The 12775-nt window shown below is 38.0% G+C and carries 11 protein-coding genes; 7 read left to right on the top strand and 4 right to left on the bottom strand.

Annotation, left to right across the window (positions count from 1 at the left end):
* Positions 1–3 precede the first annotated feature (3 nt).
* The 5 genes from L6469_RS14290 (at position 4) to L6469_RS14270 (ending at position 5836) form a co-directional block, all read left to right on the top strand.
* Positions 4–2280 carry a DEAD/DEAH box helicase family protein gene (locus L6469_RS14290; RefSeq protein WP_039869531.1) on the top strand — a complete coding sequence of 759 codons (2277 nt, stop codon included), beginning with the start codon at positions 4–6 and terminating at the stop codon, positions 2278–2280.
* A 2-nt stretch (positions 2281–2282) separates the two neighbouring features.
* Complete coding sequence (locus L6469_RS14285; RefSeq protein WP_006281440.1) at positions 2283–2510, top strand: hypothetical protein; 228 nt, start codon at positions 2283–2285, stop codon at positions 2508–2510.
* Positions 2507–4675: an AAA family ATPase gene (locus tag L6469_RS14280; protein ID WP_006281439.1), complete on the top strand. Its 2169-nt coding sequence runs from the start codon at positions 2507–2509 to the stop codon at positions 4673–4675. The genes L6469_RS14285 and L6469_RS14280 overlap by 4 nt, the downstream gene beginning before the upstream one ends.
* Position 4676: 1 nt before the next feature.
* Positions 4677–5252, top strand: coding sequence for a hypothetical protein (locus L6469_RS14275; RefSeq protein ID WP_039869527.1), 576 nt, complete (start codon positions 4677–4679; stop codon positions 5250–5252).
* Positions 5253–5539: 287 nt separating this feature from the next.
* Positions 5540–5836 carry a hypothetical protein gene (locus L6469_RS14270; RefSeq protein ID WP_006281438.1) on the top strand — a complete coding sequence of 99 codons (297 nt, stop codon included), beginning with the start codon at positions 5540–5542 and terminating at the stop codon, positions 5834–5836.
* A gap of 338 nt (positions 5837–6174) precedes the next feature.
* Here L6469_RS14270 and L6469_RS14265 read toward each other — a convergent pair whose 3' ends face one another.
* Positions 6175–6816 (bottom strand): RloB family protein, encoded by a 642-nt coding sequence (locus tag L6469_RS14265; protein WP_143067189.1) that lies wholly within the window; start codon positions 6814–6816, stop codon positions 6175–6177.
* A gap of 4 nt (positions 6817–6820) precedes the next feature.
* Positions 6821–8164 (bottom strand): AAA family ATPase, encoded by a 1344-nt coding sequence (locus L6469_RS14260; RefSeq protein WP_006281436.1) that lies wholly within the window; start codon positions 8162–8164, stop codon positions 6821–6823.
* Positions 8165–8674: 510 nt separating this feature from the next.
* Between L6469_RS14260 and L6469_RS14255 the strand changes: the two genes are divergently transcribed.
* Both L6469_RS14255 and L6469_RS14250 read left to right on the top strand, forming a co-directional pair.
* On the top strand, positions 8675–9781 hold the full coding sequence (locus tag L6469_RS14255) for an AAA family ATPase (protein ID WP_006281435.1): 1107 nt from the start codon (positions 8675–8677) through the stop codon (positions 9779–9781).
* A gap of 102 nt (positions 9782–9883) precedes the next feature.
* On the top strand, positions 9884–10279 hold the full coding sequence (locus L6469_RS14250) for a hypothetical protein (protein ID WP_074803229.1): 396 nt from the start codon (positions 9884–9886) through the stop codon (positions 10277–10279).
* A gap of 490 nt (positions 10280–10769) precedes the next feature.
* Here L6469_RS14250 and serB read toward each other — a convergent pair whose 3' ends face one another.
* Positions 10770–12014 carry a phosphoserine phosphatase SerB gene (gene serB / locus L6469_RS14245; protein WP_006281433.1) on the bottom strand — a complete coding sequence of 415 codons (1245 nt, stop codon included), beginning with the start codon at positions 12012–12014 and terminating at the stop codon, positions 10770–10772.
* A gap of 122 nt (positions 12015–12136) precedes the next feature.
* Positions 12137–12682 (bottom strand): thioredoxin, encoded by a 546-nt coding sequence (trxA, locus tag L6469_RS14240; protein ID WP_371262738.1) that lies wholly within the window; start codon positions 12680–12682, stop codon positions 12137–12139.
* Positions 12683–12775: the final 93 nt, after the last annotated feature.

Here is a 12775-nt window from a genome sequence, read left to right as displayed (position 1 = left end):
TTCATGTTAAAGAACAACGTATTGTGGCCAGCTAGCCGTAGATTTAAGTCCAGAACGGAATGGGAGCCAATCGGCTTTTTTTCCGAGGCTTTGTGCAATGCAACGGAGTTTGATATAAAACTTGGTTTTTTTTCGTCTTCTGCCATTAACGTTTTGTGTGATGGATTTGCCACATTCCTCTATAATGGGGGACGAATGCGTATGGTAATCAATGATGTTCTGTCTATTGAAGATCAGCAAGCAATGATGGTGAGTGATGATAGTGTTTCCTTGCCATATTTTGACTTGCACAATCTGCAAGAAGTAAAGCGCACCTTGTCGGAGCGTAATCAGCATTTCTTCGAGTGCTTGTCTTGGTTGATTAAGAACAATCGGCTGGAAATAAAAATAGTTGTACCTAAGAGCGGTGAAGGCATCGCTCATTCCAAATGTGGTTCTTTTTCTGATGGATTGAATAAGGTCGCATTTGATGGGTCTTGCAACTTTTCACGCACGGCTTTAATTGAAAATCTGGAAAGTCTCACAGCGTTTTGTGATTGGGATGGACAAGGCGACATTTGTAAGATAAACGACATTGTCGAAGATTTTGAAAAGACTTTTTCAGGCAATGATGATTCTGTCTGCTATCTAAAGGCCGACGAAGTAAAAGCAGGAATAAGTGCAAACTTCAGGCATAAGGATATAGGTGAGCTGATGCGCGAAGAACAGGCTCTTATTTCACGGCGCCTTAATGATAACCTTCCTCAAAGCATTCAAGCCATTTTGAATAAGGCAAGAAAAAAAACTGAATTTATAATTCAACAGATAGAGCGGTTAGAAATTAAAGCCTCAGATAAAGTTGAGCCAAAATTTCCTTTTGATGAACCACGAGATTACCAAAAACAAGCTTATGATCTTTGGAAGGTAACGCAAAAAGGATTGTTTGCTATGGCAACAGGAACAGGAAAAACACTTACTTCATTGAATTGTTTGTTGAATATTTGGAAAAAATATCATTTTTACAAAGCACTAATATTGGTACCAACAATTACGCTCGTTGATCAATGGGAGGAAGAGTGTAAAAGGTTTCATTTTAATAATATAATTAAAGTAAGTTCCAAAAATCCTAAATGGAAGATAGAACTCGATAATATAAAAATCAAAGAAAGTATTGTGATTGAAGATGACAATTCCTCATTCATAATTATTGCCACATATGCCTCTTTTGCTCGTGAAAGCATATTTAGAGAATTAATTGATTTCAATCGAAACACAACACGACAAATTTTATTGATTGCAGATGAAGCACACAATATGGGTGCCGGAAGAATATTGGACAGATTGGGTGGAATAAAATTCCCCCGTCGTATAGGACTATCTGCAACTCCAGAACGCCAGTTTGACGAAAGTGGAAATCGGGCTATTATGGAATTCTTCGGCTGTGAAAAAAGCTATACCTTTGAATTTAATATGCAAGAAGCTATTGACAAAGGATATTTATGCAGATACAAATATTTTCCTCATGTAGTGAAACTTAACGAGGAAGAAATGGCAGAATACATGCGTATATCACTTCAGTTAGCTAAATTTTATAATAGTGAAAAAGATTCATTCCCCAAAGGTGATGATATATTAATGCGTTTATTACTTAAACGTAAACGAATAGTTCATAAAGCACGTGAAAAGGAAATAATATTTAGGCAGATTGTTGAAGATAGATTTGCAGAAAAAGGTAACTTGAAATATACCTTGGTCTATGTACCTGAAGGGGCGAACCCTGACAATGAAATGGCTGATGTTTTTGACAGCACTGATAGTATAATAGATGATGATTATTCAGAAAATCTGATAGATATATATACCCGTATTGTGCAAAATGTTAGTAAAACAACAACCGTGAAAAAATTCGTATCAGGAATTAAAGAAAGAAATAAAATCCTTGAAAAATATGCAAATGGTGAGATTGAAGTATTGACATCTATGAAATGTCTTGATGAAGGTGTCGATGTGCCTCGCAGTGAAATGGCTATTTTTTGTGCCAGTACAGGTAATCCAAGACAGTTCATCCAGCGAAGGGGACGTATCTTAAGAAAGCATCCAGATAAACATATGGCTATCATACATGATTTAGTCGTTGCTCCTAAAATAAATTCAGCTCAAGAAAACTATAAAATGGAACGTAATCTGTTAAGGAGTGAATTAAAAAGAGTTCGTGATTTTGCTGTATTATCTGAAAATGCTGACTTTACATATAATGAGTTAAACCAAATTTTATCATATTATAACATAAATTTATTCTGATTATGGCAAGAAGTAATGATAACAAAATGCTGCAAGCAGTCTTGTCTGATAGCAATCTGATGAGTTTTGGACGTTATACACCATCTGATATCAGTACTATTGATCAGGCTTTAGACTCTGATAATTATGTAATTAATGTAGTTGCACAGATTATTAAAAGAATAGGGGAAGGTGCTTCTGATAAAGAACTTTGGAAAGAAATAGATAAATTTTTAATCGACAACGTATGATAATCAAGGAAATTTGTATCAAAAATTTCCGTAGTTATTACGGAGATAACAATAAGTTTGAGTTCTCGGATGGACTTACACTTATTCTTGGAGATAATGGTGATGGAAAGACTACGTTTTTTGAAGCTTTGCAATGGTTATTCAATACAACTATTGACAAAGGCAATATAGACCACGTGTCTGAAATGCGAAAATCTAAGTTAGATATAGGTGAGAAGGACGAAGTTTCTGTATCAATGTTATTTGAACATGACGGAGAAAAGTATGTTGAAAAATCTTTCTCTGTTGAACGTACCGATGATAATAATTTCAGGATTGGCTCACTTAATTATATTGGGTATGAGACATCTGGGTCAGAACGTGTTAAAGTAAGCGGTAAAAATCTTATAGATAGATGCTATGATGCCTTTATTCAAAGATTTAGTATGTTTAAAGGAGAATCAGAACTTAATGTTTTTAATAATCCTGCTGCACTGAAGGATTTAGTAGATAAATTTTCAGACATAAGAAAGTTTGATGACCTTGTTGAATATACAACATCTTTCAAGGAGAAAGCTAATGCTGCTTATCTAAAGGAAATGAAATCAGATAAGAAAGTCTCGGGTGAAGCAAAATCATTGGAACTTCAAATTAACCGGCTTGGAGAAGAAATTTCAACAAAGAAGCAAGACATTAAAGACAAGACAACCTCCTTGGAAATATATTCCAAAAGATTGGGAGATCTAGAAGCTAATCAGGAAGCATCAGAGAGATACAAAGACATTCAAAGTCGATTGAAGAATAAAGAAGAAAGAAGTAGAAAATTGAAAGCAAAGATAAGTTTAGTAGATTACAATCATGCTCTTCTCGACAAAATGTGGATTCTTTGTGCGTTTCCTAAAGTATTACAAGAATTTAAACAGAAGTGTTCTGCGCTCAGTCGTGAAAAGAGAAAGTTGGAGAAGGAAGATGAGCGAAAGAAGGCAATTGAAATAGGTAAAGTTGAAGCTGTCAAGGAAATTCAAGGGGCATTAGTTAATGGAACACCTGAACTTCCATGGTATCTACCTAATCAAGAAACCATGGAAGAAATGCTACACGACCGAATTTGTAAAGTTTGTGGTCGCCCAATGGAAGAAGGGTCTGACGCATATAATTTTATGTTACAGAAGCTTGAAGAATATAAAAAACATGTTGAATTAGAAGCTGCCAAAAAAAGTCAGAAAAAAGCCATTGAGGAGAAGGAACTTTTTTGTTCAGATAACATAGAGTCTTTGCATAGTTTAAGTTTATCACTTAGTGGTAGCAATGAGTCTCAGATTAATGGACTTATTATTGAAATAAACGATAGAATGGATTTGGTGGGACGGCTAAATCTAGAATTAAAAGAGGTGGAAAAACAAATTCAGGATACTATTGATGAGAAATCACGCTTACTCATTCAAGCAGGGAATGTATCTGAAGAGGTTTTGGAAAAAGACTTCAATGATATTAAAGGATTGTTTGAGCAGAAAAACAGAGCAGAATTAAGATTAAAAGATCTGACCAACGAGTTAACACAATTACAAGCACGTATGGAAGGATTGAAAAAGCAGATGGATGAGCTCAATCCTGATAGTTTTCAAGTTAAGGTATATCGAGATGTTCATCGTGTTCTTGAAGTAATATCCAAAGCATTTGTTGTTGCCAAAAAAGAAAATCTTCGAAGATTCCTTGCTGATATGGAAGATAAGGCTAATAGCTATCTTGAGTTACTTAGCGCAACAGACTTCCATGGAGAAATACGTCTAAGCCAAACTGCTGACGATTCTACAGAAATACATCTTTATAGTTCTAATGGTACAGAAATAAAGAAGCCTTCAGGCTCTCAATTGACAGTTATGTATATTTCTGTGCTATTTGCTATTTCTGATTTTACACAAGAAAAAAGAGATGAAGATTATCCTCTTGTATTTGATGCGGCAACTTCATCCTTTGGAGATTCCAAAGAGGAAAATTTTTATAATGTGATAGATCACCTTAAGAAGCAATGTATTATTATAACAAAAGACTTTATCACAAAAGGAGAAATTCGCTTTTCTGAAATAGAAAAACTAACTTGTTCTGTCTATCGAATCAAAAAAGCAGATGGCTTTGATAATAAGAATATGGCTACAATTTGTACAACAATAGAAAAGATCAAATAGTATGGAATCATTATATGAACTTTGGTTAAAACGTGATCCTAATTGGGAAGTTCGCTATCAAGACTCTGTAATTAGTGTTTTTTCAGACTATGGTAAGGGTGTGAACCAATATCAAGAGGTAAGGGGGAAAATATATGGCGCTGGTTTTGAAGTATTTATTTTAGCTTTTTTTATAGGCTTATATAGTAACCAAACTAAGCCTTTAGTAGAGGACAAGGCCAAACGAAAACATTTTGGTTGGGCCATCTCTAACTGGGGTTCTGGTGAGTCACGTCTTGGTCGTACATCATATCCTCGTTTGCGTGAATATATGTTTGCAGCTTTAATTGCGCGTACTGATATTGATTTTATAGCATTGGACAAGGGAGATATTTCTCAACGCAAGGTAGTTGATGAACTTATGCGAAAAATGGAGGAATATGCAAACTTTGGTTTTGATTATATGCAAGAAAAGCTAGAAGAAAACCCTAATTATTTTTTCAAAGAGGGAGCATTCTTAAGGACTTTTCTTGAATTCACTCAGAAGGAGGATAAAACATCAGATGAATTTGAAGAAACACCTGATCCATTGGATTAAGGGAGAAAAGATAAGTGTTTTGCCGCTGTCTTATCAGGTGTTTCGTTATGGATGTCGGTTATAAATTTGATTATGATTTATAATCGATAGTCTGGCGGGATTGCAGTATTTTGTATATTTCCGCCAGTAAATCTTAAGGCGCTGAGTTTTACCGTCTGCTTATTGCTCTAATTGACTTAAAATAATCAAATATCTTATGCTTTTCCGTCAAAACTCTTGCAAAAAAATCTCAAAAAGGTGTATATTTGCACCGTGTAAAATCTCAAAAAGGTGCGGATGACATCATTATGAAGCAGATGCTGACAGCCAGCGGCAATAAGCTCTTTTTCTACAGTAAGTCGTCAGAAAAAGCCGAGGAACGAATGGAAATAGATTTCTTGCTTCAAAAGGACAAAGTGACCAATCGTCACAATATCCGTCCGATAGAAGTCAAAAGCGGCAAGAACTACACTTTATCTTCCCTAAAGAAGTGTATGAATAAGTTTGGAGAGTATATGACCACTCCTACTGTTTTGCATGCAGCTGACTATAAAGTAGAGGATGGTATCACCTATCTTCCGCTTTACATGTCACCTTTATTGTAAGTACAAGGAGCATAAGTCTGTTACACCTATGCCCCCAGCCTCTAGTGCCATGCAGAATCTCTCACTACAAGAGAAGATGGATTTCTTTACACCTCGGTTGGACTGTGGAAATAATAGATAAGTAACTGTTGCTTTAAACAATTTTTTGTACGTCTATTATCGAATACTTACATATTTCGGGCGGAAACTTGCAAAATATCGCAGTTTCCGCCCGAAATAGCTTTTGTTTAGCTTTATATCGCCAAAGCAGAGAAATCGGTTAATTAGACGTTTTTTATGGTCGAAATATATTACCATTATGTTTTCAATCGTTTATAATCACTCTGTCAACTTTTGTATCACTTTCTATTCATCACACTCTCAGCCAACAGATACACTCGTGTTCCGAGCGTCTGAGGCCAGCGGTCTGCTGGATTCTTGTCCAATGCTTTTGCTCGTTCTATTGCTTCCTCAACATGGGCAATCAGCATTTGAGCATCATATGCAGCCTCATGGTAAGAACCCATCTTTTGACGCAATCGTGTCTTTAGATATGGATCTGTCCTTCTCGAATTTCGACGGTTCTCCAGCCATAGCTGTTGCTCCTCAGGAGACAATGAAGTGGCATCTACCAAATGCAACAGCAACCAAAGTTCGATGCAAGGATTGCTCAATGCCATGTGCATATAGTCATTCTGCGAACATTCTGTAGCTACACGAGAAAGCATCGATTCTGTCCAGCGGTCTTTATCTACGACAAGCCAGAGTTCATCGTCAGCTTCTAGTGCATACTGTTCCTTGTAATCGTTCAACTGCTTCAACACATGTTCTGGGCTGGAGTTGTTTTGCTCGTCTTCACTTCGTTCCAAGATATGTACATGCACACGGGGATTGGTATATTCTTTGGCCAATGCCTTGAAATATATTCGCTCCGTGTCCTTGCCCTCGGAGGCTATGACTATTAGGCGAGCGTCACGGAAGGCCTCTTGACGCTCGCGCATTAAACTATTCCTGCTTCGCATTGTTCCAATGAATATTGTTCAGTTCTCCAAAGAATGGTATGGCTCCGTATCGACCGTTCAGATACCCCTTCTGTACATTCTCCCTCGGCTTGTACTCACAGAGCGAAGACAGATGGCTTTCACCCTTCTTGTCTTTCTCCACAAACCATATCTCATCTTGGCGGATAGGGGCAGTGGAAAGCAGATTGGACTCGTGTGTGGTGCATATCAACTGCATCTGTGAATCGCTTCTGAGTAAGCTGTCATACATCTCCAACAGTTTCAAAGTCAACATCGGATGCAGACTCCTATCGACCTCATCAATCACATAGACGGCATCATTGGCACGCATATCAATGAGCATAGGAATGAAATCGAAAAGGCGAGACGTTCCATCGGACTCCTCGAACATCTCAAATATGTAGTCTGACTCGCTGCCTTCTGTCTTGTGGATGGTTTTCAATTCGTACCACTTTAGGTTCTTTGACTCGTCTTTCTCGGCAAAGATGAAGCGGCTCTCATTGTGAATCACTACGCCAGTCTTTTCATCCTTGCCGTCAAGGCTTTCCTCAATTTTCTGTCTGATTTCATCGGGAATGCCCAATTCCTCAGATTTTGACTCCACACGACGAAGATCTGATATGCCTGTGCCGAAATAGCTGAGCAAATCACGCATCACATTCTTAAATTGGGAGACGTCCACTACTCGAAATGGGAAATCTGTTCTGTGCGTATTTGGGAAGATGATGTTCAAATTCTCGAACCACTTGCGTGCCGACTTGATGGCATCGATTCCCTTTCCGTTACGCTTGATATACTCACTCAGGAAAGTGCCTTTTGTCGGTGTGCCATCAATCAGGAACTTCAAGAACTGATCGTCTGCCCCCTTCACGAACTGTGGGGCAATGGTATTCTCCCAAACGTCGCCATTACGCTTGCGCTCGAAAATCATAGCATCAGTACGACTGCCTGTCTTATACAGCCATTCTTCCAACAAGCCTCCCTTCGAGAAGGCAATGCCGTATGCAAAGAATTGACCATCCACCTTGAACTCCAGTTCAATGCTTGAACGCTCTTGTGGAGTGTCCGTCATCTTGAAGTAATTGTACTTTCGGTTACTCCAACCATTCATGGCGAACTCCTTGATGATAGCCAAACACTTTATGATGTTCGACTTACCCGAAGCATTGGCACCATAAATCAAGCCCATGCGGAGCACAGATATATCATCTCGCTTCTCTGCACGTGACACTTGCAACGGCAATTGGTCGCTCTTGCTCGCCGTGAACAAGATACGCGTTTCCTCGTTGAACGAGTATATATTTTCGAACTTGGCTGATAATAACATGATAGTATCTAATATTTATATTATTTCTGTTGCAAATATAATAAATAATTTTAGACTCTGTCGAATTTGTACATTAAATATTTGAAAATGTGACATATATTTAGGGTATTATAAATATCTCGTCGTTTTCTTATAAAAATCCGATGTGTTGAACCTTGTAAAGAAGTCTTTCAAAGTATTCGGTTATACAGCCCAAAAAAGGAATAAGTGGACAAAAATAGCCCTAAAAATTCGGAATAAGTGGGTGAAATCGGTCGTTAAAAAACGGAATAAGTGGACAAAAATGATGTTAAAATGATGGAATAAGTGGATTTTTTTTCTTGTTAACTAAAAAAAGGGACAGTCGATATAATAATTCGACTGTCCGTAAAATGCATACGAAAAAGATTAAAAGAAGGTTATTTTATGGGAAAGTTTGCCATATTAGAGACTTTGTTCCGTAAATATTTTACGGAACAAAGAATATTTTGTAACTTTGCCGTATATAATTTAAAAAAGTAAATATTAGCTATGCTAACAAGATTTGCCGTTAAGAATTATCGTGGATTTGCTGATAACATAGAGTGGAATTTGTCGCATCCATGCAGCTATTCTTTCAATACGGATGCCATTAAGAACGGTATTGTGAAGAATGGCATCATATATGGTCCAAATGGATCAGGAAAAAGTAACTTAGGGTTGGCTATCTTCGATATAGCCAATCATTTGTCGCATAAGTGGAAGAAACCCGATTACTATTTGAACTATACTTCGGCATATGGATACAACCTGCCTGTAGATTTTGAGTATGTCTTTAATTTCGGTAAAGATGTCATATCATATAACTACTCAAAGGTGGCAAAGGAGCTTAAAGGGATTATCGTAAAGGAGCAATTGTTCTTGAATGACAAGGAACTACTATATAAGGACACGGATACGTTGCGCTTGAACAAAGAGTTCGCTTTGACGGATGCAGCCATTGACAATTTGAAAAACAGCGCAAATAACATCTCGATTGTCAATTATCTGTTGAGTGTTGTGCCTTTTCCTGAAGGGCATGCCTTGCTGAAGCTAAGAAACTTTGTTGAGAATATGTTGTTCTTCAGAAGCCTTGACAATCGTGAGTTTATTGGACTTAAAGAGGGAGGAAGCAACATAGAGGAATATATCATCAACAATAATCTTACAGAGGATTTCTCGAATTTTCTGAAAGAAGTGAGCGGTCAGCATTTTGTGTTTGCTAAACCCATGCAGGGCGAGAACATGCTTTATACGGTTATCAATGGCATCCGTATGCCATTTGTGTTAGTTGCGTCTACGGGCACAATGAATTTAGAATTGCAATACTACTGGTTGAAAGAGATGGTGAATGCTTCATTTATCTTCATTGATGAATTTGATGCTTTTTACCACCATGAACTTTCATATACCCTTTGCCGTCGATTGTTCAAGAGTGACAATCAGTTATTCTTGACTACTCATGACACGTTTTTGTTGTCAAATGATTTGCTACGCCCTGATTGTTTCTTCATATTAAAGAACAACAATATAAGTGCGATATGCAATCTTACGGACAAAGAGCTTCGATTTGGTCACAACTTGGAGAAACTGTATAGAGGGGGTACGTTTGGCGTATGATATTGTTCGTATTTGAAGGTGGAAAAGCCGAACCTACGGTTTTCGATTCGATAGGAAAACTATTCCTGCCGAATGAAGAACTATGCGTAGTTAAGTGCAGGCATGATCTCCCAACATTGTACTCAAATATTGAAATACACCAAGGAAATGCCAGATGCTGACTATTGGAAATATGTTGCGACAAGGGACGAGTGCGCCAAGCATCTATTCAAAGGTAAGGCCGAACGTTTCGCTTATGCACAAGCAAAAGCCTTTCGATTCATCGACCTTGATAAGACAGACAAGGAAACCGTCAAGAACAACTGGGAAAGTTTGAAAATTCAAAATGTATGTAAGGCTCATTATTTAGTAAGTGGTTGCAATACCATCCCATCAGAAAAATCAACGATCAATCAGAAAAGCATATTTGAAGCGCAGAAAGATAAATATGTGAATACGGATGAAATGGTTTCCATATTAAACTCTTTTCCAATATTCTTGTATGATTATTTGAAATGATTGAGAGGATTTTTCTAAGCCAAAAATGATGTTAAAATGATGGAATAAGTGGATTTTTTCTTGTTAACTAAAAAAAGGGACAGTCGAATTATTATATCGATTGTCCCTTTTTTTTAAAATGTTTTTTCTTTTAATTCTCTTTCCTTCTCAAATCTTGCTCACACGATTAAGAGATTAGTCTTTGTCGATGTAAGAAAGGAACCAGTTATGGAAATTAAAATCTGTTTCAATCATACCATTTTTGATAGTTCCTGTTGATACATTCTTTTCCTTTTTCATCGCTTTATTCGCATTAGTTCTTTTTATTTTTCTCGTTGAAATTCTCAACTTTTGCTGCAAAGATATATAGTTTTTCTCTACTATGATAATTTTTACGCATTAAAATTGTTTTTTATTATGTAAACGTTTGCATGATGACATAAAAAAGACTCAACCAGAGGTGTATACGCCTTCTGGTTGAGTCTGCTATTTCTATTATCGATCTTTCTTTTTATGCTACACCATCTTCGCCTAGGTAGCTGTCCTTGAAGCCAAGGAAGTATAATATGGCATCGAGTCCAATGTTGTTAATACTCTGTTCGGCGCTTTCTACAACTTTTGGTTTAGCGTGGAAGGCGATTCCCAGACCAGCTTCTGATATCATGAGTAGGTCGTTTGCACCATCACCCACAGCTACCGTTTGCTCCAAATTGATTTGCTCTACCTGAGCAATCAGTTTCAATAGTTCTGCCTTGCGATGACCATCGACAACAGGACCTTTGTAGCGACCGGTCAACTTGCCGTCTTCGCCAACTTCAAGTTCGTTGGCATATACATAGTCTACACCGTATGTCTTGCGGAAGTATTCACCAAAGTAAGTAAATCCACCAGAGAGGATAGCAATCTTATAACCAGCCTTCTTGAGCACTTTCATCAGTCGATCACAACCCTCGGTGATAGGAAGATTCTTCTGTACATCCTCCATAACGCTGATATCAAGACCCTTCAGCAAAGCCACTCTTCGGGTAAAACTCTCTTTGAAATCGATTTCACCACGCATAGCGCTGGCTGTGATGGCTGCAACCTGATCGTATACACCATGACGGCGAGCCAGCTCATCGATACATTCAGCCTGAATCAGCGTAGAGTCCATATCGAAACAAATCAGTCTTCGCATACGGCGATACATAGTATCTTCCTGGAATGATATCTCGATACCGTGCTCACGGCTCAATCGCATAAATTCACTTTGCATCTGCTCCCGATCTGTAGGTTTGCCACGTAGTGAAAACTCGAAACAAGTGCGGAGATTACTTTCAGGATGCTCGATACTCATTCTACCAGTGAGTCGGCGAATATTATCAATATTAAAACCTTGTTGGCGTATAATCGCAGTAACAAGAGCTATTTGCAATGCGGTAAGACTTCTACCTACCACTGATAGGATATAGCGGTTTTTACCCTGATGGCGTACCCATCCCTCGTATTCCTTGTCGGCTACTGGACGGAAGTCAATATGTACACCAAGTTCGGTGGCTGCAAACAGAAGATCTTTCATAACGAATCCTGACTTCTCCGTGCCGATACGAATCAAGATACCCAAACTTAAAGTAGAGTGGATGTTAGCCTGACCGATATCGAGGATTTGTGCCTCGTAGCGAGAAAGGATACGCATGATGGTAGCGGTAAGACCTGGCTGGTCGATACCGGTTATACCAATAAGGATCTGTTCTTCTTTTAGTTCATTATTTACCATATCAAATATGAATAGTTGCGTTTATCGTGCAAAGTTACGCAAATATTCGTTGATAAGACGAAAAAAAGCAGAAAACTTGCGTTTTCTGCCTATTTTTACCCGATGTCGGGCGATATTCACTCTTAATGTTTTAAGATCGTAGCTTGTATCGCTTCTTGCAACTGCTGCTTGTTCATCGCCCCAACAGCGGTCTGTGGCTGTCCTTCCTTAGGTATAAATACGAGGGTAGGGATAGAGCGTACACCAAACAATGCAGCGAGTTCTTCTTGCTGGTCTACATCGACCTTGTAAAAATCGATTTGTCCTGTATACTCGCCTGCTAATTCTTCGAGTACCGGTGCGGTAGCTTTACAAGGACCACACCATGTAGCGTAGAAGTCGATAACAGCTGGTTTATCACCTTGATATTTCCATTCATTAGGATTAGTCTGATAATCCATAATCTTCTCGCGGAACATTTCCGCAGTCATTTCTACTGGTTTGTTCATCTTTTTTTCCTCCTTGTTTATAGTTGTCTTGTTCTCTTCTTTTGCCAGATGGTTACTGGCTGTAGGCTCTTTCCCTTCTTGCTGTGCATTCTTATCCGACTGTTTATTACAGCTCGTTGCAGCAAGCATCATGGTCAGGGTTAAGCCCATTAATATCGTTTTCCTTATCAAGTATTTCATATCGTTTCAGATATTTATTGCTGCAAATATAGACTATTTTTATATTACTTCCAAATATTTTCGGTAAAAAAGTATCGTATGAGAGATAAATTT

It is taken from the genome of Segatella baroniae B14 (assembly GCF_022024235.1).
Taxonomy (GTDB): Bacteria; Bacteroidota; Bacteroidia; order Bacteroidales; family Bacteroidaceae; genus Prevotella; species Prevotella bryantii.
Note: the sequence above shows the minus strand (reverse complement) of the source record. Positions and strands in the feature narration are given on the sequence as shown.